At 62.3% G+C, this 25,153-nt stretch carries 26 protein-coding genes; 19 read left to right on the top strand and 7 right to left on the bottom strand.

Going from position 1 to position 25,153, the window contains the following annotated elements:
* Positions 1 to 104: 104 nt before the first annotated feature.
* Positions 105 to 419, top strand: coding sequence for a putative signal transducing protein (locus BGO64_RS15100; RefSeq protein ID WP_010672587.1), 315 nt, complete (start codon positions 105 to 107; stop codon positions 417 to 419).
* Positions 420 to 434: 15 nt separating this feature from the next.
* Here the strand turns inward: BGO64_RS15100 and BGO64_RS15095 are convergent, their stop codons facing one another.
* Positions 435 to 1,718, bottom strand: a complete 1,284-nt coding sequence (locus tag BGO64_RS15095) for a dicarboxylate/amino acid:cation symporter (RefSeq protein ID WP_042881904.1) — start codon at positions 1,716 to 1,718, stop codon at positions 435 to 437.
* Positions 1,719 to 1,926: 208 nt separating this feature from the next.
* Between BGO64_RS15095 and BGO64_RS15090 the strand changes: the two genes are divergently transcribed.
* A complete protein-coding gene (locus tag BGO64_RS15090) occupies positions 1,927 to 2,172 on the top strand; it encodes a YecH family metal-binding protein (RefSeq protein WP_039040405.1) in 246 nt (81 codons plus the stop codon).
* A 101-nt stretch (positions 2,173 to 2,273) separates the two neighbouring features.
* The gene (locus tag BGO64_RS15085; RefSeq protein ID WP_010672590.1) at positions 2,274 to 2,873 is read left to right on the top strand and encodes a YhgN family NAAT transporter; all 600 of its coding nucleotides are present in this window, start codon (positions 2,274 to 2,276) and stop codon (positions 2,871 to 2,873) included.
* Between the two features lie 60 nt (positions 2,874 to 2,933).
* Here the strand turns inward: BGO64_RS15085 and BGO64_RS15080 are convergent, their stop codons facing one another.
* On the bottom strand, positions 2,934 to 3,911 hold the full coding sequence (locus BGO64_RS15080; RefSeq protein WP_041214292.1) for a LysR substrate-binding domain-containing protein: 978 nt from the start codon (positions 3,909 to 3,911) through the stop codon (positions 2,934 to 2,936).
* Positions 3,912 to 4,203: 292 nt separating this feature from the next.
* Between BGO64_RS15080 and tatA the strand changes: the two genes are divergently transcribed.
* From tatA to BGO64_RS15065, 3 genes are all read left to right on the top strand, one after another.
* Positions 4,204 to 4,368 carry a twin-arginine translocase TatA/TatE family subunit gene (gene tatA / locus BGO64_RS15075; protein ID WP_010672592.1) on the top strand — a complete coding sequence of 55 codons (165 nt, stop codon included), beginning with the start codon at positions 4,204 to 4,206 and terminating at the stop codon, positions 4,366 to 4,368.
* Positions 4,369 to 4,378: 10 nt separating this feature from the next.
* Entirely contained in the window at positions 4,379 to 4,681 is a 303-nt protein-coding gene (locus tag BGO64_RS15070; protein ID WP_041214293.1) for a YfcZ/YiiS family protein, read from the top strand.
* A 216-nt stretch (positions 4,682 to 4,897) separates the two neighbouring features.
* Complete coding sequence (locus BGO64_RS15065) at positions 4,898 to 6,319, top strand: MltF family protein (protein WP_069652331.1); 1,422 nt, start codon at positions 4,898 to 4,900, stop codon at positions 6,317 to 6,319.
* A gap of 5 nt (positions 6,320 to 6,324) precedes the next feature.
* On the opposite strand, the gene BGO64_RS15060 is transcribed toward BGO64_RS15065, so the two are convergent.
* Entirely contained in the window at positions 6,325 to 6,486 is a 162-nt protein-coding gene (locus BGO64_RS15060; RefSeq protein ID WP_010672595.1) for a hypothetical protein, read from the bottom strand.
* A gap of 75 nt (positions 6,487 to 6,561) precedes the next feature.
* Between BGO64_RS15060 and BGO64_RS15055 the strand changes: the two genes are divergently transcribed.
* Positions 6,562 to 7,815 (top strand): phospholipase D-like domain-containing protein, encoded by a 1,254-nt coding sequence (locus BGO64_RS15055; RefSeq protein WP_286700942.1) that lies wholly within the window; start codon positions 6,562 to 6,564, stop codon positions 7,813 to 7,815.
* A 468-nt stretch (positions 7,816 to 8,283) separates the two neighbouring features.
* On the opposite strand, the gene BGO64_RS15050 is transcribed toward BGO64_RS15055, so the two are convergent.
* Positions 8,284 to 9,402: a fatty acid desaturase gene (locus BGO64_RS15050; RefSeq protein WP_042015295.1), complete on the bottom strand. Its 1,119-nt coding sequence runs from the start codon at positions 9,400 to 9,402 to the stop codon at positions 8,284 to 8,286.
* A 149-nt stretch (positions 9,403 to 9,551) separates the two neighbouring features.
* Between BGO64_RS15050 and fabR the strand changes: the two genes are divergently transcribed.
* Both fabR and BGO64_RS15040 read left to right on the top strand, forming a co-directional pair.
* A complete protein-coding gene (gene fabR / locus BGO64_RS15045; RefSeq protein WP_010672598.1) occupies positions 9,552 to 10,172 on the top strand; it encodes an HTH-type transcriptional repressor FabR in 621 nt (206 codons plus the stop codon).
* 19 nt (positions 10,173 to 10,191) lie between these two features.
* Entirely contained in the window at positions 10,192 to 10,557 is a 366-nt protein-coding gene (locus tag BGO64_RS15040; RefSeq protein WP_010672599.1) for a YijD family membrane protein, read from the top strand.
* A 33-nt stretch (positions 10,558 to 10,590) separates the two neighbouring features.
* Here the strand turns inward: BGO64_RS15040 and BGO64_RS15035 are convergent, their stop codons facing one another.
* Together BGO64_RS15035 and rsmD are read right to left on the bottom strand one after the other, a co-directional pair.
* Complete coding sequence (locus BGO64_RS15035; protein ID WP_010672600.1) at positions 10,591 to 10,905, bottom strand: DUF1145 domain-containing protein; 315 nt, start codon at positions 10,903 to 10,905, stop codon at positions 10,591 to 10,593.
* A 108-nt stretch (positions 10,906 to 11,013) separates the two neighbouring features.
* A complete protein-coding gene (gene rsmD / locus BGO64_RS15030) occupies positions 11,014 to 11,643 on the bottom strand; it encodes a 16S rRNA (guanine(966)-N(2))-methyltransferase RsmD (protein WP_104452017.1) in 630 nt (209 codons plus the stop codon).
* Between the two features lie 110 nt (positions 11,644 to 11,753).
* On the opposite strand from rsmD, the gene ftsY reads away from it, so the two are divergent.
* From ftsY to hutH, 10 genes are all read left to right on the top strand, one after another.
* On the top strand, positions 11,754 to 13,460 hold the full coding sequence (gene ftsY, locus BGO64_RS15025) for a signal recognition particle-docking protein FtsY (RefSeq protein WP_286700941.1): 1,707 nt from the start codon (positions 11,754 to 11,756) through the stop codon (positions 13,458 to 13,460).
* Between the two features lie 222 nt (positions 13,461 to 13,682).
* Positions 13,683 to 14,351 (top strand): cell division ATP-binding protein FtsE, encoded by a 669-nt coding sequence (ftsE, locus tag BGO64_RS15020; protein ID WP_010672603.1) that lies wholly within the window; start codon positions 13,683 to 13,685, stop codon positions 14,349 to 14,351.
* Positions 14,351 to 15,304 (top strand): permease-like cell division protein FtsX, encoded by a 954-nt coding sequence (gene ftsX, locus BGO64_RS15015; RefSeq protein WP_029313524.1) that lies wholly within the window; start codon positions 14,351 to 14,353, stop codon positions 15,302 to 15,304. The genes ftsE and ftsX overlap by 1 nt, the downstream gene beginning before the upstream one ends.
* 452 nt (positions 15,305 to 15,756) lie before the next feature.
* Entirely contained in the window at positions 15,757 to 16,611 is an 855-nt protein-coding gene (rpoH, locus tag BGO64_RS15010; protein WP_029313526.1) for an RNA polymerase sigma factor RpoH, read from the top strand.
* 127 nt (positions 16,612 to 16,738) lie between these two features.
* Positions 16,739 to 17,398 (top strand): carbonate dehydratase, encoded by a 660-nt coding sequence (can, locus tag BGO64_RS15005; protein ID WP_010672606.1) that lies wholly within the window; start codon positions 16,739 to 16,741, stop codon positions 17,396 to 17,398.
* Positions 17,399 to 17,408: 10 nt separating this feature from the next.
* The gene (gene hutC, locus BGO64_RS15000; RefSeq protein WP_279986954.1) at positions 17,409 to 18,113 is read left to right on the top strand and encodes a histidine utilization transcriptional repressor HutC; all 705 of its coding nucleotides are present in this window, start codon (positions 17,409 to 17,411) and stop codon (positions 18,111 to 18,113) included.
* A gap of 156 nt (positions 18,114 to 18,269) precedes the next feature.
* On the top strand, positions 18,270 to 19,505 hold the full coding sequence (gene hutI / locus BGO64_RS14995) for an imidazolonepropionase (RefSeq protein ID WP_039040413.1): 1,236 nt from the start codon (positions 18,270 to 18,272) through the stop codon (positions 19,503 to 19,505).
* Complete coding sequence (hutG, locus tag BGO64_RS14990) at positions 19,498 to 20,436, top strand: formimidoylglutamase (protein ID WP_286700940.1); 939 nt, start codon at positions 19,498 to 19,500, stop codon at positions 20,434 to 20,436. Before hutI ends, hutG begins: the two co-directional genes overlap by 8 nt.
* Before the next feature lie 45 nt (positions 20,437 to 20,481).
* A complete protein-coding gene (gene hutU, locus BGO64_RS14985; protein ID WP_286700939.1) occupies positions 20,482 to 22,185 on the top strand; it encodes a urocanate hydratase in 1,704 nt (567 codons plus the stop codon).
* 1 nt (position 22,186) lies between these two features.
* The gene (gene hutH, locus BGO64_RS14980) at positions 22,187 to 23,719 is read left to right on the top strand and encodes a histidine ammonia-lyase (protein WP_286700938.1); all 1,533 of its coding nucleotides are present in this window, start codon (positions 22,187 to 22,189) and stop codon (positions 23,717 to 23,719) included.
* 191 nt (positions 23,720 to 23,910) lie between these two features.
* Here hutH and BGO64_RS14975 read toward each other — a convergent pair whose 3' ends face one another.
* Positions 23,911 to 25,008 (bottom strand): calcium:cation antiporter, encoded by a 1,098-nt coding sequence (locus tag BGO64_RS14975; protein WP_010672612.1) that lies wholly within the window; start codon positions 25,006 to 25,008, stop codon positions 23,911 to 23,913.
* Between the last annotated feature and the right edge of the window lie 145 nt (positions 25,009 to 25,153).

The following is a 25,153-nucleotide window of genomic DNA, read 5'->3' as shown; positions in this document are numbered from 1 at the left end:
GGTGGATGAATCTGTATCGGGCATCGCACTCCCGGAAGATGCTCGCCCTGGAATGATGGTAGTGCTGGTGATGATGGCACTGGCAAGGGTTTCGAGGACAACGTATGGATCAGTGGATTAACTTGTATCGCGCCTCTCACTCCCTGGAGGCGCATGCCCTGAAAGGGGCCTTGGAGGTAGAGGGAGTCAGGGTGCGCCTCAGCGGCGAAGGACTCTCCGGCGCGCTCGGGGAGCTGCCGGTGGATCTGCTGCAAGTGACCCTGATGGTGAACGAGCGGGATCGTCAGCGGGCGGGCCGGATCATCGAGCGCTACCAGCAGCGCCAGGGCAACGGCTGGCTGTGCGGCCAGTGCGGGGAGGAGAACGGCGCCAACTTCGATATCTGCTGGCGCTGCCATCACGATCCCCAGGATCATTGAACGCCCCTCGCGCCCTCAGCGCAGGGTGAAGTCGATGTCATCCCCCGCATGGGCGTCGTGGTAGGTGGCGAGATCCAGCTCCTTCTCGCTGCGGGCGATGAGCACGGAGACCAGGATGTCGCCGGAGACGTTGACCGTGGTGCGCGCCATGTCGAGGATCCGGTCTATGCCGGCGATGAGCGCCACCCCTTCCAGCGGCAGTCCCACGGCAGTGAGGGTCAGGGTCAGCAGCATCAGCCCGGTACCGGGTGTGCCCGCCGTGCCTATGCTGGCCAGTGTGACGATGCTGATGATGGTCAGGTAGTCCACCAGATGCAGATCCACCCCGAAGGCCTGGGCCACGAACAGGGCGGTGACTCCCTGATAGAGGGCGGTGCCATCCATGTTGATGGTGGCGCCGATGGGCAGCACCTTGGCGGTGATGGCGGGGGAGACCCCGAGCCTGCGTTCGGCGCAGGCCAGGCTGATGGGCAGGGTGCTGTTGCTTGAACTGCTGGTGAAGGCCACCGCCTGGGCATCGACGATGCTCTTGAAGTAGTGCAACGGGTTGAGGCGCGCCATCAGGAGCAGCAGGCTGCTGTAGACGCCGAGCACGTGGAGCAGGCAGCCGAGGTAGACGGCGCCGATCACCTTGAGCAGCGGCAACAGCAGGCTGACGCCGTACTTGCCGGTCATCCAGGCCATCAGGGCGCAGACGCCATAGGGGGCCAGGGCCATCACCATCTGGGTCAGCTTGAACATTCCCTCCGCCAATGAGGTAAAGAACAGGATGGCGGGGCGGCCGCGTCGTCCGGTGGCGTTGAGGGCGAGAGCGAGGGCCACGGCGAACACGATCACCTGCAATATCTTGCCATCGCCCATGGCCTGCACCGGATTGCGCGGCACCAGGTGGCTCAGCACGCTGGCCAGGGTAGGTTGCTGCGCCATGGCGCCCCGTTCATAAGGACCCATATTGGCGCCCATGCCCGGTTCCAGCAGCCAGCCCATCATCAGGCCGATGCAGATGGCGACGGCGGTGGAGCAGAGATAGAAGCCGATGGCCTTGCCGGCGATGCGGTCGAGCCGCTTGCCCTTGAGCAGGGCAGTGAGGCCTGCCAGGACGGAACAGAAGATGAGGGGCACCATCAGCATCTGGATGGTGTTGACGAACAGGACGCCGATGGGCTTGAGCAGCAGGGCCTGCTCGCTGAAGCAGAGCCCCAGACCTATCCCGGTCAGCATGCCGAGCAGGGTCTTCAACCAGAGCGGGCGACGGGTCCAGATCCGCCAGGGTTTGAAGACCAATCCATGGAACAGCATGACGCCAATGTCCTTATTTTCTGTCTGCGGTGGCAAAAAGGGGCGACAGTGTAGCCATCCCCCCGTCAGGTTGCCACATTATCGACAAAGCGGCGCTCACGACCAGCCCGCTGGCGTTAAAAAAGGCGTTTTATTGGCCTATATCAAGAACCCTCTCCGGGCTTCGAGCTTTAATTGTCATCTGACATGATTATTAAAGAGGTTCGAGATGTCCCAATCGATACACGGTCACGAAGTGATGGAGATGATGCTGGAGCAGGAGAGTCCGTTTACCCGGGCCAGCCTCAGGGCGGCGATCGCCTCGCGCTTCGGTGCCGAGGCCCGGTTCCACACCTGCAGCGCCAGCGAGATGGACGCTGACGCCCTGATCGACTTCCTGGCCAGGCGCGGCAAGTTCATCGACTCGGAGTCAGGGTTCCAGACCCGCGCCGACAAGATCTGCAACCACGGATGATCGCCAGTGGCGAGTGCGGTGGGGCGCTCGCCGAATCCCGCCACCTTTGTTATATTTCGCCCTCCTTCCCCTCTTGTTGAAAGGTTCTGCCCGGGCGCTCTATGGACACATTCTCCGCTGCCGTCATGCTGTTTCTGATCATGGATCCGCTGGGCAACCTGCCGGTCTTCCTCTCCATCCTGCGCCATGTCGACCCCAAGCGTCGACGCAAGGTAATGCTGCGGGAGCTGTTGTTTTCACTGGTGATCATGATGGGCTTCCTGTTCGCCGGTCAGCAGATCCTGAGCTTCCTCAACCTGCGTCAGGAGGCGGTCAGCATCGCGGGGGGCATCATCCTCTTCCTCATCGCCATCAAGATGATCTTCCCGAGCCCCGGTGGCGTGACCGGGCTGGCGGCGGGGGAGGAGCCCTTCCTGGTGCCCATGGCCATCCCCATGATTGCGGGCCCCTCCATCCTGGCTTCCCTGCTGCTTCTGGCCAACCAGGAGCCGACCCGGATGGTGGACTGGTCATTGGCCCTGCTGATGGCCTGGGGGGCCAGCGCCGTGATCCTGATGTTCTACGAGCTGTTCAACAAGCTGCTGGGTGAGCGAGGACTCACCGCGGTGGAGCGGCTGATGGGCATGCTGCTGGTGATGATCTCGGTGCAGATGCTGCTGGACGGGGTACACCACTATCTGGCGGTGACGGGTCAGAACTGACGGGGCGAATGCTGATGTCAACGTGAAACGGGGCTTCTTGAGCCCCGTTTTTTTTGCGCGTCAGGCGGCAGCGGCAGGGTCGTCCACCGAGGTTTCCAGCTTGCCCATGATGAGGGCGAGCAAGGTCTCCCGCAGCCAGCGATGGCCCGGATCCTCCTCGTGGCGCTGATGCCAGATGAGCAGGTGAGAGATGCTGTCCAGGGCGATGGGCAGCGGCAGCGGCACCAGGGGATAGACCTGGGTCGCGTGGCGGGCATAGAGGCGGGAGAGGGTCACTATCATGTCCGAGTGCATGCCCATGCGCAGGGCCGCCTCGAAGGAGGGCACGGTCGCCTCGATCCGGCGATAGAGATCCTGCTCCGCCAGCTTGTGATCCAGCATCCAGCGATCCCGCCCCTCGCAGTAGGTCTGCACATGGGGGTAGGCGAGGTAACGGGCGAGATCCCACTCGGGCTCCTGCAAGGCAGGGTGATCCCGCTGCACCAGGCAGGTGAGATCGTCGATGGTGAGCAACCGCTGGCAGATGGCGTTGGGCAGGGTGTCGAGGCGAAAATCCGAATTGATGCAGTTCTCCCGCACCGTGAAGGCGATATCCACCTGGCCCTGGCTCATCTCGGTCAGGCTGTGCTCGGTCCACTCCTCGTAGCGCAGGCGGATGCCAGGAGCCTGACGCTTCAGTTCGCTCAGGTAGAGGGGGGCAAACAGGGTGAAGGCGCTGTCCATGCTGGCGATGACGAACTCCCGCTCCGTGCTGGCGGGATCGAAGTCTGGCGGCTGGATCAGGTTGTCCAGGGAGAGCAGTATGGGCTGCAGTTGCTGCTGGAGATCCAGGGCGCGGGGAGTGGGATCCATCCCGTAGGCCGAGCGCACGAACAGGGGATCGTCAAAGGTCTCCCGCAACCGCCCGAGGGCCTTGCTGACGGCGGACTGGCTCAGGTGCAAACGGCGTGCAGCCCGGCTGCCGTTGCGCTCTTCCAGCAAGACTTGCAGGATTATCAACAAATTAAGGTCTATGCGTGCAAGCTGTTCCAGCAACATGATATGAATCCTCTTCAATTCCTAGATGAATATATACCATTTGTTTTCATATCTTGGCGATCCTATGCTCGACGGGTCTCTCGCCCTGGTGGCGGCTGGTACAGGATGTAGCGGTTGAGGGGACAAGTAGCACCGACTCATACGGCGGCCCATGGTCGCCGTATTTTTTTGCGCCTCGTCGCCGTTTTTGCGCGATTTTTTCGCCAACTTGCACCGGCCTTGATTTTGCCCAACAATCGATACGCTTTCTTTTGATACAACCTCCAGGTATCTAACAGTCAGGAGTCTCCCTATGGGACTGGGTGGCATTCATATCTGGCATCTGCTGATCCTGCTCGTGGTCGTCGTCGTGGTGTTTGGCAGCAAACGCCTGGCTGGCGCCGGTGAGGATCTGGGCACTGCCATCAGGGATTTTCGCAACGCCTTGCGCGACGATGACAATATCCGGAATAAGTAGGAGTGAACGTATGTCTGTAGACGAGAAAGTGGAACTGAACGAGACCTGTGACAGTTGCGGCTGTTTCGCCGAGATTGGCACCATCATCGGCGAAGGTGACGACGTCATGGAGCTGGTGATCGAGGCCGCTGCAGAAGCCGACGCCCGCGAGAAATTTGCAGCTTACGAGGCGCTGGCCAAGCAGGTCACTGCCGAAGCCAAAAGCAGCAGCGAGCTGAGCCGGAGCCCGGATGGCGTAATCCTGAAGGCCCGCCTGCAATTCACCTGCACCGCCGAGAAGCTGATCTTCGAGATGCGCGCCCGCTCCCTCTGAGATCGTGATGACACGGCAGGCTTGCCTGCCGTCTTGCTCTGCCCCTCGCTTTTTCCCTCCCTTTGCGTTGTATAGTGAGTTATCCCACGGACGATCCGTTTTCCGTCCGGCATGCGCCGATCGGCAGAAGATCCCGCGACGCCCCATGACTTGGCGCAGGCGCCTTCTCTGACAGACCCGACGGTGCGCACCGGCCCACAGCGAGGTGGTTACATCATGATGCGGCGATGGATCTGGGCCCTGCTGGCTCTCTGCTCTCTCCCTCTGCTGGCGGCGGATCTCAAGCCGCAGCTGCTACCCCAGGCCGGTGATCTCGAACACATCCTGCAAAAAAAAGAGCTCAGGGCCCTGGTGGTCTATGAGCGGGGGTTTTTCTTTTTCGACAAGGGAGCCCAGTACGGCATCCTGGTCAATCAGCTTCAGGGATTCGAGCGCTGGTTGAACCAGACCTACCTGGCCAAGGAGAAGCTCAAGCTCAAGATCATTTATATCCCGGTGCGCCAGGACAAGCTGCTGGACTATCTGGCCGAGGGGCGCGGGGATCTGGTGGCCGCCAACCTGACGGTCACCCCCACCCGGCGCGAGCAGGTGACCTTCTCCCAGCCGCTGATCGCCCCCATCGAGGAGTGGGTGGTGAGCCAGCGGGAGCTCCCTGCCTTCAATCGCATCACCCAGCTGTCCGGCCGGCGGATCTGGGTGCGAGCCAGCTCCAGTTATTTCGAGAGCCTGCACCAGCTCAACTGGCTGTTTCGGGAGCTGGGGTTGCCCCCGGTCTACATCGAGACGGTTCCCGAATACCTGCAGGACGGGGACCTGCTGGAGATGGTGTCAGCCGGGATCATTCCGCTGACGGTCACCGACAGCTTCAAGGGGCGGATCTGGCTCGACATGATTGGCGGCCTCAAGGCCCACAGGCTGATACCGCTGCGGGACAAGGGGCGAAGCGCCTGGGCCCTGCGCAACAACAGCCCGGAGCTGCTCAAGGCGGTGAACGCCTACATCTCGGAGTCGAGCAAGCGGACCCTCTACAGTGACATGACATTGCGCCGCCTGCTGGCGCAGAGCGACCGCATGAGCAACATACTGGCGCCGGACCCGCTGGGGCGACTGTCGACCATTCGCAAGGTACTGGAGACCCAGGCGGACAAGTATCAGCTGGACTGGCTGATGCTGGCCGCGCTGGCTTACAAGGAGTCGGGGCTCAATCCCAATGTGGGCTCCCACCGGGGGGCCGTCGGCATCATGCAACTGCTGCCGAGTACCGGCAAGGAGGTGGGGATCCGAGGCGCCAGACTCACCAGTCTGGAGGGCAATGTGGAGGCGGCCTGTCGCTACATGCGGCTCATCCTGGACACCTACTTCAATGATCCCGGGATGGACAGGCTCAATCGCCATCTGTTCGCCCTGGCCGCCTACAATGCGGGTCCGAACCGGGTACAGGCATTGCAGGCCAAGGCGGCCGACAAGGGGCTGGATCCGAACGTCTGGTTCGGCAACGTGGAGCAGCTGGTGGCCAACGACGTGGGCCAGGGGCCCATCAACTACGTTGGCACCATCTACAAATACTACGTAGCCTACCGTTTCAGCCTGCCCCAGCTGGAGGGCAAGTCAGAGGCCATCGAGGCGGTGCAGCCCTGAGCCTGTCAATGCTGGCCGGGGAGGGGATCCTCGTGATGCTGCGCAAGGGGTTCCCAGCCCAGATCCCGGTGCTGCTGGTACCAGGGCATCAACAGCCTGGCCGGGGTGGGATCCGGTTGGCTGGCATGGGGTCTCTGACTGAGGGAGGGGTGGTCGCGCAGTTCCATCATCGGCTCCTTGACACTGGGCTATCGGGGCGGTTGTCTGGGTTATGCCACCACCAGATGACAGGGAGATGACCCTTGATCCCCGCCGAGTTTGCCTTGCTCGCCGATCCCGGCGCAGCCCTCAAGGCCCGATGCCAGTTGATCCGCCAGGCTCGCCACCGGATCCTCGCCCAGTATTACAGCTGGGAAGAGGACGGCGGCGGCAAGCTGCTGCTGGCGGAGCTGGTGCGGGCGGCCCGGCGCGGAGTGGTAGTGCAGCTGCTCATCGACGATCTCTACGGCGGGGAGAACCGCTTTCTGGAGGCGGTGGCGGCGGAACCGGGCATCGAGGTGCGCCTGTTCAACCCCTTCTGGTTGCGGGGCTGGCGTCCTCTGACCCTGCTGCTGGAAGGGGTGCTGAGCTTTCGCCGCATCAACCACCGGATGCACAACAAGCTGCTGCTGGTGGATGGCAGCCAGGCGGTGATCGGCGGGCGCAACATCGGTGATCGTTACTTCGGGCTGGGGATGCCGCCTCACTTCATCGACCTGGATCTGGTCTGCCGCGGCCCCCTCTGTCAGCAGGCCGAGCAGGGGTTCGCGCTGTTCTGGCACAGTCGCTGGAGCCACCCGGTCCGTCGCCTGTTGAGGCGCCCCTTGTTGCCAGCCGAAACCCGGGCCCTGAACGACTTCCTGCTGACCCTGACCGACCCCGCCATGGCGGCCGCCTATGATCTGCCGGCCACTCTGTTTGATGAGTGCCCCGTTCCCCTTTGCTGGCATCCCGGGCGAGGGCAGTGCTGGTTCGATCGCCCCGGCAAGGGGCTGGTCGCCCGGCCGACCACGGCGCCCCTGCTGGGACGCATGCTGGCGAGCAATCAGGGGGCCCTGAGGTTGGTGAGCCCTTACCTGATCCTGACACGGGGGCTGCGTCGCCGGCTCAAGGGGCAGCGACGGCAGGGGGTCGACATCGAGATCCTGACCAACTCCCTGGCCAGCACGGACGTGCCCCTGGTCTATGGCGCCTATCGACGTCACCGCCCCTGGCTCGAGCGTCAGGGGGTCAACCTGTTCGAGCTGACGACGGAGGCGTTCAGTCTGCATGCCAAGCTGATCCTGATGGGGAAGGAGGAGGCGCTGCTCGGCAGTTTCAACCTGGATCCCCGCTCCCTGATGCTCAACACCGAGCTGATGCTGCACCTCCATAGCCCGACGCTGTGCGACGAGTTGCAGCAACTCATCGATGGCTGGTTGCAGCAGGCCGTGCACCCGGTGGCGGCGTCCCCCTCTGCATGGCGGCGCCTGCTGGCGCAATTGAGCGATTGGTTACCTTTGCACCGTTGGTTGTGAGTGGGAACCGCCTTGTGCGAGATCTCGCAAAGCCTTGTGCGCCTTCGAGGATAACGTTTGCCATCCAAAACCGGGACTGGATTGCATCGTATTGTTTTTAATCGATTTATATTAAGGGCGCCGTAACAATCCAGGCTCCTCGACTGCATAGAGGTGCGTGTAGAACGGTTTTTTATTTTATTTAACTGCGTAGTATCTCGATTGCAAGGACAAACACGGCGGCTGGTCTGCCGTGTGGGTGACGGCAACAGGGGAAATGGGCCAACCGGATTGCTCCGGCAGGCGAGGCGGATCGGGAGCGGAAACCCGTGATGCCAGACAGACCCCCGTGGTTGCGGGAGCCCAATATGGAACATGCTATTTGCGAGGGGGTGACATGCGAATGTTGCCCCATTTTTTTATGCCGCCGTCCGTTTGCTCAATCAAAAAGACCGCCTGCTGGCGGTCTTTTGCGTGATATCTCGGCGATCAGGCGAGGCCCGCCAGCAGACGACTCCAGTTGCGCTTGGCAACGAGGAAACCGTCTCGCAACGTGCGGTACTCCAGTTGCAGCCTGAGCCTGTCGTAGCGTGCGAGGGCTGTGCGCTTGCGCTGCTCCAGCAGTGACTTGCGGCTGGCATAGTAGTGCTGGATCTGCAGGCTCAGCTTGTCGTACTCCTCCTGCAGCAGTGCCTGCCAGCGTTCCCTGTCATCCTGCTTGTGCACTCTGGCCTGGGCGCGCTTGAGCTGCATCTCCAGCCTGGCCTGTTCGATGCGTTCCTCCGGGCAGGATCTCAGATCTTTGGCGAGCCCGCACCAGGCGGCGGTGCGGATCAGCCACTTGGTGGGATCGAACTGCCACCACTGAATACCGTTGCGGTAGTCGTTCTCGAACAGGTGATGGAAGTTGTGATAGCCCTCGCCAAAGGTGAAGAAGGCCAGGATGCCGTTGTCCCGGGCGCTGTTGCGATCCGTGAACGGTTGGCTGCCCCAGATGTGGGCCAGGGAGTTGATGAAGAAGGTGGTGTGATGGGTCATCACCATGCGCAGCACCCCGGCCAGCAGCAACATACCGAGCAGATCCCCGTGCAAGAGGCCGAGCAGCAGCGGAATGCCGATGTTGGTGACCAGAGCCAGGGTCAGATAGTGCCTGTGCTGGAAGGCGACCACGGGGTTGTTTTGCAGGTCGCGCACATTGCTGTAGTCGTGGTAGGTATCGCGCTGGTATTCCCGCAGCATCCAGCCGATGTGGGAGTACCAGAAGCCGCGACCCGCACTGTAGGGATCCTTCTGGTTGTCATCCACGTGGCGGTGGTGGCGGCGATGATCCGAGGACCAGTGCAGCGCCGAGTTCTGCAGGGCGAGCGCGCCTCCGATGGCGAAGATCCATTGCAGGGCCGGGTGCGCCTTGTAGGCCTTGTGGGACCAGAGCCTGTGGTAGCCGGCGGTGATGGAGATGCCGCAATAGCAGAACAGCAGCAGGAAGCAGAGCCACTGCCAGAGGTCGTAGCCCTGGCTCAGTCCATACCAGGGGACCGCTATCAGTGCCGTCAGCCCGGAGAGGGCGAACAGCAGGGTGTTGGTCATGATGATCGGGGGGCGGTCCATTTCACTCGGCTCCTTTCAGCGAACAGCTGTTCACTATTCTCCATTGAGCCGGAATGCGGGTCAATGGTAAAAAAGTCGGAGACAAACCTGATCCCGGCCCCGCCTTCGGGTTATCATCTGGCCTCGCTAATCTCAAGGTGACTGTTTTCGTGGGTATTCGCGCGCAACAAAAAGAAAAAACCCGGCGTACGCTGATCGAGGCGGCGTTCAGTCAACTCTGCGCCAACCGCAGTTTCTCCAACCTCAGCCTGCGGGAAGTGGCCAGAGAGGCGGGCATAGCGCCGACCTCCTTCTATCGCCACTTTCGGGACATGGAAGAGCTGGGGCTGACGCTGGTGGACGAGGGAGGGCTGACCCTGCGCCAACTGATGCGCCAGGCGCGCCAGCGCATTGCCGGTGGTGGCAGCGTCATCAGCACCTCGGTGCAGACCTTCATGGAATTCGTCGAAAACAACCCGAACATCTTCCGGCTGCTGCTGCGCGAGCGCTCCGGCACCTCGGCTGCATTCCGTCAGGCGGTGGCCCGGGAGATCCAGCACTTCATCGCCGAGCTGACCGATTATCTGGAAGCCACCACGCAGGCGCCACGGGAAGAGGCCTATATCCAGGCCGAGGCCATGGTGACCATCGTCTTCAGCGCCGGTGCAGACGCCCTCGACATGACCCCGGAAGAGTGCAAGGCACTGTCGGAGCGGACCATCAGCCAGCTGCGGATGATCGCCATGGGCGCCGAGGTGCAGAACCGCAAGCGCCACGAATCTCTCACATAACGCAAGGATGGACAGCCTCATGCATGAACCGAACGCGATTCCGAAGAAGCCCCTGGTGCTGGCCCTGCTGATCGGTATCTGTGGCGATGCCTTCCTGTCGGCCTTGACGGAGTCGGTCGTCCCCTTCTCCTTCTACCCCCTCATCGCTCTGTTGCTGGCGGCCAGCCAGCTCTATCAGCACTATCGCCATGAGCCCATGGTGGGCAACACACCCAGCTGCATTCTGCTCTGCTTCTTTATCGGCGTGTTCGGCCATTCTGCCCTGGTCAAGGTGCAGTACCCCGAGCTTGGCAGCAACTTCTTCTCCCTCATTGCCATGCTGCTGCTGCTCGCCGCTCTCTCCATCAAGCTGGGAATCAGCCTCGGAAAAACGCAAAAGGAGTGACGAATCACTCCTTCTGGTCGGGCCGGGGGTGGCCTAGTCGGCCCTGGGGGGAGTCTCTCCCTTCTTCCTGGCGTCTATGATGGCCTGCAGCTTGGTGCGGATATCCATCATGCCGAACACCCCGAAGATCAGCACCTGGGTGAATTCGAGACGAGTGACCGCGAAGTAGGGTTTGCAGGCCGCCTTGATCATGCTGGCCTGTACCCAGTGCATCAATATCACGATGACGCCGCACACCGGCAGAAAGCCGTTCAGTTTGCCCGGCAGGGTGCCCAGCAGGGCGAGTGCCACACCGAACCAGAAGAACAGCAGCACCCCCATCGCCAACAGATTAAACACCCGCTTCATCGTTTACCTCCCGTACATAGAGTTGATAGCAGGCCTGATGTGATCGACCTGCTTGTCCTTGAGCCGTTGTCCAAATTGACGGAGAAGGGGACTGTGCCCATCTCCCCTTTAAACAGCAGCGTCATGCTTGGTGTCCCGCAGATAGAGCTGATAGCAGACCTGACCAGCCTGCTTGTCCTTGAGTAGTGTCCAGCTGGCGGGCAGCGTCAGATCGGCCATCTCTTTTTCCCGCTCCAGATAGATGAGGGCATCGGATGCCAGCCAGCCGCGCTGCTCCAGCAGCTCGCACACCTGGGGCAGCAACTCGCGACGAAACGGTGGGTCCAGAAAGACCAGATCGAAGGGGGTGGCCGGGCCTTGCAGCCAGCTCACGGCATCGGCCTGGATCACCTGCCCCTGGCTGCTGCCCAGGGTCGTCAGGTTCTTCTTGAGCTGGTCGGCGGCGCCTCTGTCCATCTCGATCAGGGTGACCTGTTCGGCATAGCGGGACAAGGCTTCCAGCCCCAGCCCGCCGCTGCCGGCGAACAGATCCAGGCAGCGGGTACCGCGCACGTGGGGAGCCAGCCAGTTGAAGATGGTCTCCTTGACGCGATCCGTGGTGGGTCTGAGCCCTTCCACATCCCTGACGGGGAGTTTGCGCCCCTTCCATTGGCCGCTGATGATTCGTACCACGCCCGCTCGCCCCTGAGGGGCCGGGCTCTTGCTCGGGCTGTTACGGCTGGATTTCACTCTGGGCATCGCGTTTCGTCGTCAGAAAATAAAGTGATAGTATAAGGCGGTTCATTTTTATGCCGACCCGCCGAGGGACGGCTATCTTAGCAGTCAGCCTTTGATGTGAGTATTTTTAGATGGCAAAAGGTTTGTTTTCCTGGCTGGGTTTCGGCCGCAAGAAAGAAGAGGCTGAGGCCGTTCCATCGCAGGCGCCCGACGCTACCCCGGCGGTAGTCGAGTCGGAGGCCGCCGCTGTTCCCGCGCCTGTCGCCGATGTTGCCCCGGCTGATGCCCCTACCGCCAAGCCCGAAGCGCCGCTGAGCGGCCCTGACGAAGGCCCCCTGGTTGTGGAAGAGCCGGAGGGCGAGCTTGAGCCCGTCATCGTCAATGAGGCCTTGATCTCAACCGAAGCTCAGGTCGCAGAAGAAGCCATTGTCGCCGCCGAAGCCCGCGCTTTGGAAGAGGCCCGTATTGCCGCAGAGGCTCGCGCCGCAGAAGAAGCCCGTATTGCCGCCGAGGCTCGCGCCGCAGAAGAAGCCCGTATTGCCGCCGAGGCACGCGCCGCAGAAGAGACCCGTATTGCCGCCGAGGCCCGCGCTGCGGAAGAGGCTCGTATTGCTGCCGAGGCTCGCGTCGCGGAAGAAGCTCGCATCGCTGCCGAGGCACGCGCTGCGGAAGAGGCTCGCATCGCTGCCGAAGCCCGTGCCGCGGAAGAAGCTCGTGTTGCTGCTGAAGCTCAGGCTGAAGAAGAAGCTCGTGTTGCCGCCGAAGCTCAGGCTGCCGAGGAAGCCCGTGTCGCCAAAGAGGCCCAGCGAGCGGAAGATTTGCGTCTGGTCGCCGCGATGGAGGCTGAGGCCGCCGCGCTGGCCGCTCTGCCGCTGGCAGACAAGGTGGACGACGTCACTCAGGAGAAGCCGCAGCGGGAGGGCTTCTTTGCCCGCCTCAAGCGCAGCCTGGTGCGTACCAGGGAGAATATCGGTTCCGGTTTCTTCGGCCTGTTCAGCGGCAAGAAGATCGATGACGATCTGTTCGAAGAGCTGGAGACCCAGCTGCTGACCGCCGATCTTGGCGTCGACACCACCACCCGCATCATCGAGGGGCTGGTACAGCACGCGGACCGCAAGCAGCTCAAGGATGCCGAGGCGCTCTACGGTCTGCTCAAACAGGACATGGGCGAGATGCTGGCCAAGGTCGAGCAACCCCTGGTGATCGACACCAGCAAGAAGCCTTACGTCATCCTGATGGTCGGTGTGAACGGCGTCGGCAAGACCACCACCATCGGCAAGCTGGCCAAACAGTTCCAGGCCGAGGGCAAGAGCGTGATGCTGGCCGCTGGCGATACCTTCCGTGCTGCCGCCGTCGAGCAGCTGCAGGTGTGGGGTCAGCGCAACAACATTCCGGTGATTGCCCAGCACACCGGTGCCGACTCCGCCTCCGTCATCTATGACGCCATCGAGGCTGCCCGCTCCCGCGGGGCTGACGTGCTGATCGCCGATACCGCCGGCCGCCTGCAGAACAAGAGCAACCTGATGGAGGAGCTCAAGAAGGTGGTGCGGGTGATGAAGAAGCTGGACGATGCGGCGCCCCACGAGATCATGCTTACCCTGGACGCAGGCACCGGCCAGAACGCATTGAGCCAGGCCAAGCTGTTCAGCGAGGCGGTGGGCCTGACCGGCATCACCCTCACCAAGCTGGACGGCACTGCCAAGGGTGGTGTCATCTTCGCGGTGGCCGACAAGTTCCAGATCCCGATCCGCTACATCGGGGTGGGCGAGGGGATCGACGATCTGCGCCCGTTCGTCGCCAACGATTTTATCGAGGCGCTCTTCAGCCGCGAAGAATAAATCCGGCTGACATGAGTCGGCCCGGCCGTGACAAGCACGTGTTCCATACCCCGACTCCGGTCGGGGTATGTCACTATGAGGGCGCAGGCATGGCTCATCCGGGCAAGGATGACACGCGGCATGGTTGTGACCGGTGTTGTCATCCAGGTGTTGTGCCGGTACGGGCGAGTGAGCGCCCCATGCTTTATCCCGGTCGGGGTTTGTCAATCTCAGGGAACCGTTATGATTCGTTTTGACAAGGTCAGCAAGGTCTACAGTGGCGGTCATCAAGCGCTGCAAAAGGTCAGTTTTCACCTGCGCAAGGGGGAGATGGCCTTCCTGACCGGCCATTCGGGGGCGGGCAAGAGTACCCTCCTCAAGCTCATCAGCGTGATGGAACGACCGACCGACGGCCGCGTCTTCTTCCACGGCGATGACGTCAGCCACATCCAGCGCAGTCAGATCCCCTACGTGCGCCGCCAGATCGGCATGATCTTCCAGGATCACCGCCTGCTGATGGATCGTACCGTGTTCGACAACGTCGCCCTACCCCTGGTGATCGATGGCTACAGCCATGGGGACATCAACAAGCGGGTGGCGGCGGCGCTGGACAAGGTCGGGCTGCTCGGCAAGGAGCGCTACCAGCCTCGCATGCTCTCCGGTGGTGAGCAGCAACGGGTCGGCATCGCCCGCGCCATCGTCAACAAACCCCCCCTGCTGCTGGCGGACGAGCCGACCGGCAACCTGGATCCCCAGCTTTCCATGGACATCATGCGCCTGTTCGAGGAGTTCAACCGCTTCGGCGTCTCCGTGCTGATTGCCACTCACGATCTGGGGCTGATCGCCCGGATGCGCTACCGTACCCTGACCCTCAAGGCGGGTCGCATGTATTCGTCCGGGGAGGATCGCTGATGGCTATTGTTCGTCATAAACAGCCGCCGTTGCGTCGTTTGATGATGTATGGCGTGGATCACGTGCGCCAGGCCTTTGCCAGCCTGGGTGAGCTGTGGCGCAATCCGCTCGCCTCCCTGATGACCCTGGCGGTGCTTGGCGTGAGTCTGGCGCTGCCTTCCTGTTTCCACGTATTGCTGAAGAATGCCGAAGTGGTAGAGGGGAGCTGGCAGACCAGCTCCCAGATCTCTCTCTATCTGCGCAAGGATCTGCCGGAGCAGAGCATCCTCGACATGAAGCAGCGGATCCTGCTCTATCCGGAGGTGGAGTCCGTCACTTATATGAACCGTGACGAGGCGCTCAGGGAATTTCGGGAGATCTCCGGTTTCGGTGATGCCCTGGATTATCTGGACAGCAACCCGCTGCCGCCGGTGCTGAGCGTGATCCCGGATCCGCGCTGGCAGAATCCGGAAGGGGCCGCCGAGCTGCTCGCCAAGCTGGAGAACGAGCCCGGTATCGAGCAGGGCAAGCTGGATCTGCAGTGGTTGACCCGGTTGCAGGGGATCATGAACCTGCTGCGCCACACCATTACAGGTATCGCGGTGTTGCTGCTCTCCGCCGTGTTGCTGATCGTGGGCAACACCCTGCGCCTGAATATCCTCAACCAGCGTTCCGAGATTGAAGTGCTCAAGCTGGTGGGTGCGACCGATGCCTTCATCCACCGTCCCTTCCTCTATACGGGCATCTGGTTCGGGGTCATCGGTGGCATGCTGGCCTGGTGGCTGACCGAGGTGATGGTGATCTGGAGCGAGGGGGTGGTGAAGGAGCTGGCGGGGCTCTACAACAGCAACTTTCGTCTGGTGGGGATGGGGGCGTTCGACGGCTTCAATCTCATACTGCTGGGCGCCCTGCTGGGGTTGATCGCCTCCTGGTTCTCGGTGCACAGGCACATTCGCGACATAGAACCGTCCTGATTAATTTGTCAGCATTTTAAAGCGCTGGATTTTGCGAACTGGATCAAGTAAAAGAGTGGCCCGTTTCTGGCACGGGCCACTTTCTCAGAGTAATCTGAATGGTGTCTGCGCCGAGGATCATATGTGGATCCTCTGAACCTTTTGATTTATCAATGGTCTATTGACTGCAACAGAATGAATACGGGTATGGCCCCTATGCCTTGCTCGTCTGACTTGGCAAGCATGTGAAGGTTGCGAGCTCCGCAACAATGGACTTAGCATGCTACTTTTCAGGGGTCCTTTACTGTGACCCCTTTTTTTTGACTGTTCATTTATGATTCATGCCGTCAGCCTAAGATAGGCCGGGTTCATGCTGGGGTGATGTATGATGCAGCACGCAGAATGATACCTGGTCGGTAGACACGTCTTCTCAGGGTGTTAGACTGATTCGATTGAAAAGTAAGAGGTAGAACATGGGAACTTCATTGCAACGCACTATGGCTCTGATTCCGCAAGGTAGTCTGGAAGGCTATATCCAGGCCGTCAACTCGATCCCTGTGCTGAGCGCAGAGGAAGAGCGCGAACTGGCGATGCGTCTGCAGCAGGATGGCGATCTCGAAGCTGCACGCCAGCTCGTTATGTCGCACCTGCGTTTTGTCGTTCACGTGGCCAAGAGCTACTCCGGCTATGGCCTGCCTCAGGCCGATCTGGTGCAGGAAGGCAACATCGGCCTGATGAAAGCCGTCAAACGCTTCGACCCGAGCGTGGGCGTGCGTCTGGTCTCCTTCGCCGTACACTGGATCAAGGCCGAAATCCACGAATATGTGTTGCGCAACTGGCGCATGGTCAAGGTGGCGACCACCAAGGCCCAGCGCAAGCTGTTCTTCAACCTGCGCAAGTCAAAAAAGCGTCTGGGCTGGCTGAACCACGAAGAGGTGCAGGCCGTGGCTGCCGACCTCGGGGTATCCGCTGCCGACGTCACCGAGATGGAAGCGCGCATGAGCAATTACGATCAGGCTTTCGATCTGGTCGGTGACGATGAAGACGAGGGTGGCTTCGCGCCGGTGCACTATCTGGAAGACAAATCTTCCGATCTCGCCGCGAACATCGAGAACGACAACTGGGACAGCCATGCCACCCGTCGCCTGAGTGCGGCCATGGCGACCCTGGACGAGCGCAGCCAGCACATCATCCGTGCCCGCTGGCTCGATGACGAGAGCAAGACCACCCTGCAGGAGCTGGCCGATACTTACGGCGTCTCGGCCGAGCGGGTGCGCCAGCTTGAGAAAAACGCGCTCAAGAAGCTGAAAGATGCCATGGATGCCTGACGGCCTCCTCCGGTAAGAAGCAGGGCCTGATGGCCCTGTTTTTGTTTTGCGGGGATCTGGTCGGCCTTGCCTTGGTTACCCTTGTGTATGGTATGTTGCCGCCACTGCCACAGTAGGGAGAGCAGAAGTGAAACTGTTGAACGACTTGTTTACCAACAACCGCGAGTGGGCGGAACGGATCAAGGCCGAGGATCCCAATTTCTTCGCTACCCTGTCCGCCCAGCAGGCACCCGAGTACCTCTGGATCGGCTGTTCCGACAGCCGGGTTCCCGCCAACCAGCTGATGGGGCTCTTGCCGGGGGACGTCTTTGTCCACCGCAACGTCGCCAACCTGGTGGTGCACACCGACTTCAACTGCCTCTCGGTGCTGCAATACGCGGTGGAGGTGCTCAAGGTGAAGCACATCATCGTCTGCGGCCACTATGGCTGCGGTGGGGTCAAGGCTGCGATGCAGAACCAGGAGCTGGGTCTCATCGACAACTGGCTGCGCAACATCAAGGACGTCTACTTCAAATACGGCGAACAGCTCGAAGCCATCGAGGATGAGCACGAGCGCTTCGACTACCTGTGCGAGCTGAACGTGGCTGAGCAGGTCGCCAACGTCTGCCACACCACCATCATCCAGAATGCCTGGCGCAAGGGGCAGGAGCTGGCGGTGCACGGCTGGATCTACGGCATCAAGGATGGCCTGCTGCACGATCTCGATCTCTGCATCAGCGGCCCTGACCAGATCCCGGACGTCTATCGCGCCTGGCCGGACATGCGTCCGCCCCATCGTCGCCGCTGAGGACCAGCCGGTGGCTCCTGCGCTCTACCTTCAGATAAAGCAGCACATCCTGGACGGGATCCGCGAACGCCACTATCAGGCGGGCGACCGGATCCCGACCGAGGCCGCCCTGTGCGAGCAGTTTGCCGTGAGCCGCATGACGGTGAACAAGGCGCTGCGTGAGCTGGTGGCCGAAGGCTGGCTGGTGCGCACCGCCGGATCCGGCAGCTTTGTGGCCGACAGGCGCACCGAGTCGCCGCTCCTGGCGATTCGCAATATTGCAGACGAGATCGCCGAGCGGGGCAGCGAGTACAGCGCGCGGGTGATCCGGCTGCAACGTCAGGTCGCCGACGAGAAAGTGGCGGTGCGTCTGGGCCTGCGGGTCGGGGCGCCCACCTTTCACAGCCTCATCGTCCATCAGGCCGATGGGGAGCCTCTGCAACTGGAGGAGCGCTTCGTCGATGCCGAGCGACTGCCCGGCTATGGCGAGCAGGATTTCACCCAGCAGACGCCAAACAGCTATCTGATGGAGATCTGCCCCCTCTCCGAGATGGAGCACGTGGTAGAAGCCGTGTTGCCGAGTGCTGGTGAAGCCGGACTGCTGCAAGTGAGGGTCGACACCCCCTGCCTGCTGCTGCACCGGCGAACCTGGTCAGACGGCTTTCTGGTCTCCTATGCCAGATTGTTGTCGCCGGGTTCCCGCTACAAGCTGAGCTCCAAGACGCGTCTCGCATAATTGTATATACATATTGAGCATTTAAAAGCCCACCTCTCGGTGGGCTTTTTTGTGCTTACACTCTAATAAAGCCGCTGTTATCAAGATGTGAACTTGATCCTTTCTTTCTTTTCAGAGATCGGCTATAAATTATTGTATATACATTTTGAGGTCGGTATGAACAAGGAACTGTTGAACTGCGAGCGTGTCTGGCTCAACGTGACACCCGCCACCCTGCGCCCCGATCTGGCGGACTACGGCCTGCTGGAGCCCCATGCCCTTGGCGTGCGGGATGGCAAGATCCACGCTCTGGTCCCCATGCAGGATCTCAAGGGCCCCTATGCCGCCTCCTGGCAGGACATGAAGGGGAAGCTGGTCACCCCCGGTCTTATCGATTGCCACACCCACCTCATCTTCGCCGGCAGCCGCGCCGAAGAGTTCGAACTTCGCCAGAAGGGAGTCCCCTATGCGGAGATTGCCCGCAAGGGGGGCGGTATCATCAGCACGGTGCGCGCCACCCGGGCAGCCAGCGAGGAGCGACTCTATGAGCTGGCGTTGCCGCGGATCAAGTCCCTGATCCGGGAAGGGGTCACCACAGTCGAAATCAAGTCCGGCTACGGCCTCACCCTGGAAGACGAGCTCAAGATGTTGCGGGTGGCCCGTCGTCTGGGAGAGACGCAGCCCATCCGGGTCAAGACCACGCTGCTGGCGGCCCATGCGGTGCCGCCGGAGTATCGCGACGATCCAGACTCCTGGGTCGAGACCATCTGCCAGGAGATCATCCCGGCGGCGGCCGAGGCAGGTCTCGCGGATGCGGTGGATGTCTTCTGCGAACACATCGGCTTCTCCCTTGCCCAGACCGAGCAAGTCTATCTGGCGGCGGATCAGTACAACCTCGCGGTGAAAGGGCACATGGATCAGCTCTCCAACCTGGGGGGCAGCACGCTCGCCGCCCACTTCGGCGCTCTCTCGGTGGATCATCTGGAATATCTGGATCAGGACGGGATCCAGGCGCTGGCTCACCGTGGCGTGGTCGCCACCCTGCTGCCCACCGCTTTCTATTTCCTCAAGGAGACCAAGCTGCCCCCGGTCGCCGCCTTGCGCAAGGCGGGGGTACCCATGGCTGTCTCCTCCGACATCAACCCGGGCACGGCTCCCATCGTCTCCCTGCGCATGGCCATGAACATGGCTTGCACCCTGTTTGGCCTGACCCCGGTGGAGGCCATGGCCGGGGTGACCCGCCACGCCGCCAGGGCGCTTGGCGAGCAGGAACGGCTGGGGCAGCTCAAGGTCGGCATGCTGGCGGATTTCCTTGTCTGGAACTGCGGCCATCCGGCCGAGCTCAGCTACCTCATCGGTGTCGATCAGCTGGTGAGCCGTGTGGTCAACGGGGAGGAAACCCTTCATGGATAAGTTCAACGGGATCGACATGTCGGTCTGGCAGGGGCGTCAGGATCCCGAAGACGGCGAGCTGGCCCTGCGCTGGCACGACAGGGTGCAACCCTGGCAGGGGAATCGCGAACCCGGCGTGGTACTGCTCGGCTTTGCCTGTGACGAAGGGGTGCGCCGCAACAAGGGGCGGGTCGGTGCGGCCGGTGCACCGCTGGCGGTGCGCAAGCTGCTGGCCAACACGGCCTGGCACCTGGGCGCCCCCGTCTATGACGGCGGGGATCTGGCCTGTGAGGACGGCGATCTCGATGCCGCCCACGGGCGCTTGGCCGAGCGGGTCGCGAGTGCACTGGATCAGGGGCACTTCCCCCTGGTGCTGGGAGGCGGCCACGAGGTGGCGTTTGGCAGCTGGAGCGGCCTGAACCGTCATCTTGGCGGCGAAGGGCGGGTCGGGATCATCAATTTCGACGCCCACTTCGATCTGCGCATGAAACAGGAGCAGGCGAGCTCGGGCACCCCCTTCTTCCAGATTGCCGAGCAATGCGCCGCCCAGGGCACCCCCTTTCACTATGCCTGTCTCGGGGTGGCCGAAACCGCCAATACCGCGGCGCTCTTTGCCCGCGCCGAGGCGCTGGGAGTCTGGCACGTGCTGGACGAAGCGATGATGCCGACCGAGCTGCCAGCCTTGCTCAGCGGGCTGGATGCCTTCATCGCCCGTTGCGACCACCTCTATCTCACCATCGATCTCGACGTGCTGCCGGCGGCGGTGATGCCGGGAGTGAGTGCTCCCGCCGCTCGCGGCGTGGAGCTGGCGGTCATCGAACCGCTTATCGCCCATATCCGGGCCAGCGGCAAGCTCAGGCTCGCCGATCTGGCCGAGTACAACCCGAACCTGGATCAGGACAATCGCAGTGCCCGCGTGGCCGCGCGCCTGGTTCACCAGTTGACCAAGTAGTGGCGCACCGCGCCGCCTGACTGCATCGCTAAACAAGGAGTGTCTATGTCTGTACAACACCAGGATCCCCGCCACGATCCGAGCCGCGTGATCCGTGCTCCCCACGGCACCCAGCTGACCGCCAAGAGCTGGCTCACCGAAGCGCCATTGCGGATGCTGATGAACAACCTGGATCCGGATGTTGCCGAGCATCCCCAGTCCCTGGTGGTGTACGGCGGCATCGGCCGCGCCGCCCGCAACTGGGCCTGCTATGACAAGATCGTCGAGGTGCTGACCCGGCTCGAGGACGATCAGACCCTGCTGGTGCAATCCGGCAAGCCGGTCGGGGTGTTCCAGACCCACAAGGATGCGCCGCGGGTGCTCATCGCCAACTCCAACCTGGTGCCCCACTGGGCCAACTGGGAGCACTTCAACGATCTCGATAAAAAGGGTTTGATGATGTACGGCCAGATGACCGCTGGCTCCTGGATCTACATCGGCACCCAGGGCATCGTGCAGGGCACCTACGAGACCTTCTTCGCGGTGGCCAACCAGCACTTCAACGGTGAACCCAAAGGGCGCTGGATCCTGACCGGGGGCCTGGGTGGCATGGGCGGTGCCCAGCCCCTTGCCGCCACCATGGCCGGTTTCTCCATGATCGCCGTGGAGTGCGACGAGACCCGTATCGATTTCCGTCTGCGTACCCGCTACGTCGACAAGAAGGCCCACAGCCTGGATGAGGCGCTGGCCATGGTCGAGGAGGCCAAACGCAGCGGCACCGCCGTCTCCGTCGGCCTGCTCGGCAACGCCGCCGACGTCTTCGCCGAGCTGGTGGCTCGCGGCATCACGCCGGACGTGGTGACCGACCAGACCTCCGCCCATGATCCGGTACACGGCTACCTGCCCCAGGGCTGGAGCGTGGCCCAATGGCGCGATCTGCAAAAGAACGCACCGGACGAGGTCAACGTGGCGGCTCGCCGCTCCATGGCCCGTCAGGTCGAAGCCATGCTGACCCTGCAATCCCGCGGCGCCGCCACGCTCGATTACGGCAACAACATCCGCCAGATGGCGCTGGAAGAGGGGGTCAAGAATGCCTTCGACTTCCCGGGCTTCGTGCCGGCCTACATCCGCCCGCTGTTCTGCGAGGGCATTGGCCCGTTCCGCTGGGTGGCGCTCTCCGGCGACCCGGAAGACATCTACAAGACCGACCAGAAGGTAAAAGAGCTGATCCCGGACGATCCCCACCTGCACAACTGGCTCGACATGGCCCGCGAGCGCATCGCCTTCCAGGGCCTGCCGGCGCGGATCTGTTGGGTTGGCGTCAAGGATCGGGTGCGCCTGGGCCTGGCCTTCAACGAGATGGTGAAGAATGGCGAGCTGAAGGCTCCGGTCGTCATCGGCCGTGACCACCTTGACTCCGGCTCGGTGGCGAGCCCGAACCGCGAGACCGAGTCCATGATGGATGGCTCCGACGCCGTCTCCGACTGGCCGCTGCTCAACGCCCTGCTCAACACCGCAGGCGGCGCGACCTGGGTCTCCCTGCACCACGGCGGCGGTGTGGGCATGGGCTTCTCCCAGCACTCCGGCGTGGTGATCGTCTGTGACGGCACCGATGACGCCGCCAAACGGGTCGGCCGCGTGCTGCGCAACGACCCGGCCACCGGCGTGATGCGTCACGCGGACGCCGGCTACGAGATTGCCATCAACTGTGCCCAAGAGGCGAAACTGGATCTGCCGATGCTGAACACAGCTGGCAAGGGAGCGAAATAAGATGTTTGAACTCAATCTGCAACCGGGCAAGCTCTGCCTCGCCACCCTGCGCCGCGTCAGCCGCGAGCCGGTACACATTTCGCTGGATCCGTCCGCCCTGCCGGGGATCCACGCCTCCGCCGCCGTGGTCACCAAGGTGATCGAGCAAAACCGGGTGGTATACGGCATCAACACCGGCTTTGGCCTGCTGGCCAACACCCGCATCCCGGTGGAGCAACTGGACGAACTGCAGCGATCCATAGTGCTCTCTCATGCCGCCGGCATCGGCGAGTACATGGATGACGCCACGGTGCGGCTGATGATGGTGCTCAAGGTCAATTCGCTGGCCCGCGGCTTCTCCGGCATCCGCCTGACGGTGCTGGAGGCCCTGATGACCCTCATCAACGCCGAAGTCTACCCCGTGGTGCCGAAGAAGGGCTCCGTCGGCGCCTCCGGCGATCTGGCCCCCCTGGCCCATATGAGCTGCCTGCTGATAGGCGAAGGCAAGGCCCGCCACAAGGGGGAGCTTATCGACGCCGCCACGGCGCTCAAGATTGCGGGCTTGGAGCCCATCGCCCTGGCGCCTAAAGAGGGGTTAGCCCTGCTCAACGGCACCCAGGCCAGCACGGCGTTCGCGCTGGAGGGGCTGTTCCACGCCGAGGATCTCTACGCCGGCGCCATCACCATAGGTGCCATGAGCGTGGAGGCGGCGCTGGGCAGCCGCCGTCCGTTCGATGCCCGCATCCACGCGGTGCGCGGCCAGCGCGGCCAGATAGACGCGGCCGCCTGCTATCGCCACCTGCTGGTGGAGGAGAGCGAGATCGGCATGTCCCACCACAACTGCGAGAAGGTGCAGGATCCCTACTCCCTGCGCTGCCAGCCCCAGGTGATGGGCGCCTGCCTGACCCAGATCCGCCAGGCGGCCGAGGTGCTGGTGTGCGAGGCCAATGCGGTCTCCGATAATCCGCTGGTGTTTGCCGAGGATGAGGAGATCATCTCCGGCGGCAACTTCCACGCAGAACCCGTGGCCTTTGCAGCCGACAATCTGGCCCTGGCCATCGCCGAGATCGGGTCGCTGTCCGAGCGGCGTATGGCGCTGCTGATTGACTCACGCATGTCCGGCCTGCCGGCCTTCCTGGTGAACAACGGCGGGGTGAACTCCGGTTTCATGATCGCCCAGGTCACCTCGGCGGCCCTGGCCTCCGAGAACAAGACGCTAGCCCATCCGGCCTCGGTGGACAGCCTGCCCACCTCGGCCAACCAGGAGGACCACGTCTCCATGGCCACCTTCGCCGGTCGCCGGCTGGCGGACATGGCCGAGAACACCCGTGGCATCCTGGCGGTGGAACTGCTGGCAGCGGCCCAGGGGCTCGACTTCCGTGCTCCCCTGCGCTCCACCGAGCTCATCGAGCTGGCCAAGGGCCGTCTGCGGGAAGAGGTCAGCTTCTATGACAAGGACAGGTACTTTGCACCGGACATCGAGGCGGCGGCCGCCCTGCTGGGCCGTGCCAGCTACAACGACCTGATCCCGGCAGGGACCCTGCCCAGCCTCTGAATTGGAGCCTGAGCAACCATAAAAAAGACCGCCCATGGGGCGGTCTTTTTATTTTCGTCTCTCGCGCCCCGCGTCGGGGCCATCGGAAGCGCGCTGCGCAGAGTGGCAGCAGACAGAGGCGGCGGCTTTATCCGTGTTCAAACATCCGGAACAGATAAACCACGAACAGCACGGGGTGAGTGCTGGCAGCCTTATCCGTGTTCAAACATCAGGAACAGGTAAACGACAAACAGCACAAGATGGGTGGCGCCGTGCAGGGCGTGGGTGCGGCCGCTGCTGAAGGTCACTTTACAGACCATGAGGGTGGTGATGAGCAGCACCATGTCGGCAGGGGAGAGGCCCAGGCGCACTTCCTGCCCCATCAGGGAGCCGATGAAGAGCACGGAGGGTACCGTGAGGGCGATGGTGGCCAGCACGGAGCCGAAGTAGAGATTCATGGCCCGCTGCAACTGGTTGTTGAAGGCCGCCTTGATGGCGCCGACCGCTTCGGGAGCCAGCACGATACAGGCGACGATGAAGCCACCCAGTGCCATCGGGGCTTCCATCACGTGCACCCCGTAGTTGATGGGGATGGCCAGGGTCTTGGCCAGCAGGATCACCACCACCAGGTAGGCGAGCAGCAAGAGGGTGTGATAGACGTTGCTCTGCAGCGGGCCGTGGTGATCCTCGAGATCCTCGTGATCGCTGTCGACGAAGAAGTGGCTGTGGCTGCGGGTCTGGATCAGCAGGAAGACACCATAGAGCAGGATGGAGATGATGATCAGCATCCATGACATGGCCTTGGAGAGGCTGCCCAGAGTGCCGCCCTGGGTGAAGTTCGGCAGGACCAGACAGAGCAGTGCCAGGGGAATGATGGCCACCAGATAGGATTTGACCCCGTCCAGATTGAAGTTCTGGGTGTGATAGCGCCAGCCGCCAAACAGCAGGGTGAAGCCCACCAGACCGTTGGTGACCAGCATCACCACCGCGAACATGGTGTCCCGGGCCATGGTGGGATTGGGATCGCCGGTCAGCATGACGGAGGAGATCATCACCACTTCCAGGGAGATGACCGAGAGGGTCAGGATCAGGGTACCGAAGGGTTCCCCGAGCTTGATGGCGAGGGCGTCAGAGTGACGCACGACGGAGAAGATGGCCCAGGTTACGATGGCAAGCAGGGCCAGCGACACCGGCAGGTAGACCGCAAGGGGGGTTGTCTCTGCCAGCAGGTCGCTCCCCAGGGTTTTGAAGAAGAGCAGGGTCAGCAGACCGGCAGGCAGAGCAATCTCTTGTCGGATAAAAGACTTCATAGGCAGTGGTTCTCATCTCGGGGCGGCCTCGGCCGACGGGGTATGGAGCGACTTGGTGCACCCAAGGTGCACAGACCCATGATAAGGGGAGATGCTCCTCATGCGGAGCATCATTTTGTTGCAAAGGGTGAGAGACGGGGCAGAT

Source organism: Aeromonas sp. 62-46, assembly GCF_001898585.1.
In the GTDB taxonomy this organism is placed as follows: Bacteria; Pseudomonadota; Gammaproteobacteria; order Enterobacterales; family Aeromonadaceae; genus Aeromonas; species Aeromonas caviae.
This window is presented reverse-complemented; position numbering and strand designations above follow the sequence as displayed.

Coding starts and splice junctions, on each gene's coding strand:
- tatA (WP_010672592.1), top strand. CDS start 4,204: ATGGGACTGGGTGGCATTCATATCTGGCATCTGCTGATCCTGCTCGTG.
- BGO64_RS15095 (WP_042881904.1), bottom strand. CDS start 1,718: ATGCTGTTCCATGGATTGGTCTTCAAACCCTGGCGGATCTGGACCCGT.
- BGO64_RS15060 (WP_010672595.1), bottom strand. CDS start 6,486: ATGGAACTGCGCGACCACCCCTCCCTCAGTCAGAGACCCCATGCCAGC.
- BGO64_RS15080 (WP_041214292.1), bottom strand. CDS start 3,911: ATGTTGCTGGAACAGCTTGCACGCATAGACCTTAATTTGTTGATAATC.
- hutI (WP_039040413.1), top strand. CDS start 18,270: ATGAACAAGGAACTGTTGAACTGCGAGCGTGTCTGGCTCAACGTGACA.
- ftsX (WP_029313524.1), top strand. CDS start 14,351: ATGGCTATTGTTCGTCATAAACAGCCGCCGTTGCGTCGTTTGATGATG.
- hutH (WP_286700938.1), top strand. CDS start 22,187: ATGTTTGAACTCAATCTGCAACCGGGCAAGCTCTGCCTCGCCACCCTG.
- BGO64_RS15085 (WP_010672590.1), top strand. CDS start 2,274: ATGGACACATTCTCCGCTGCCGTCATGCTGTTTCTGATCATGGATCCG.
- rsmD (WP_104452017.1), bottom strand. CDS start 11,643: ATGCCCAGAGTGAAATCCAGCCGTAACAGCCCGAGCAAGAGCCCGGCC.
- hutU (WP_286700939.1), top strand. CDS start 20,482: ATGTCTGTACAACACCAGGATCCCCGCCACGATCCGAGCCGCGTGATC.
- BGO64_RS15050 (WP_042015295.1), bottom strand. CDS start 9,402: ATGGACCGCCCCCCGATCATCATGACCAACACCCTGCTGTTCGCCCTC.
- BGO64_RS15040 (WP_010672599.1), top strand. CDS start 10,192: ATGCATGAACCGAACGCGATTCCGAAGAAGCCCCTGGTGCTGGCCCTG.
- BGO64_RS15035 (WP_010672600.1), bottom strand. CDS start 10,905: ATGAAGCGGGTGTTTAATCTGTTGGCGATGGGGGTGCTGCTGTTCTTC.
- BGO64_RS15065 (WP_069652331.1), top strand. CDS start 4,898: ATGATGCGGCGATGGATCTGGGCCCTGCTGGCTCTCTGCTCTCTCCCT.
- rpoH (WP_029313526.1), top strand. CDS start 15,757: ATGGGAACTTCATTGCAACGCACTATGGCTCTGATTCCGCAAGGTAGT.
- ftsE (WP_010672603.1), top strand. CDS start 13,683: ATGATTCGTTTTGACAAGGTCAGCAAGGTCTACAGTGGCGGTCATCAA.
- BGO64_RS15090 (WP_039040405.1), top strand. CDS start 1,927: ATGTCCCAATCGATACACGGTCACGAAGTGATGGAGATGATGCTGGAG.
- BGO64_RS15070 (WP_041214293.1), top strand. CDS start 4,379: ATGTCTGTAGACGAGAAAGTGGAACTGAACGAGACCTGTGACAGTTGC.
- ftsY (WP_286700941.1), top strand. CDS start 11,754: ATGGCAAAAGGTTTGTTTTCCTGGCTGGGTTTCGGCCGCAAGAAAGAA.
- hutG (WP_286700940.1), top strand. CDS start 19,498: ATGGATAAGTTCAACGGGATCGACATGTCGGTCTGGCAGGGGCGTCAG.
- BGO64_RS15100 (WP_010672587.1), top strand. CDS start 105: ATGGATCAGTGGATTAACTTGTATCGCGCCTCTCACTCCCTGGAGGCG.
- BGO64_RS14975 (WP_010672612.1), bottom strand. CDS start 25,008: ATGAAGTCTTTTATCCGACAAGAGATTGCTCTGCCTGCCGGTCTGCTG.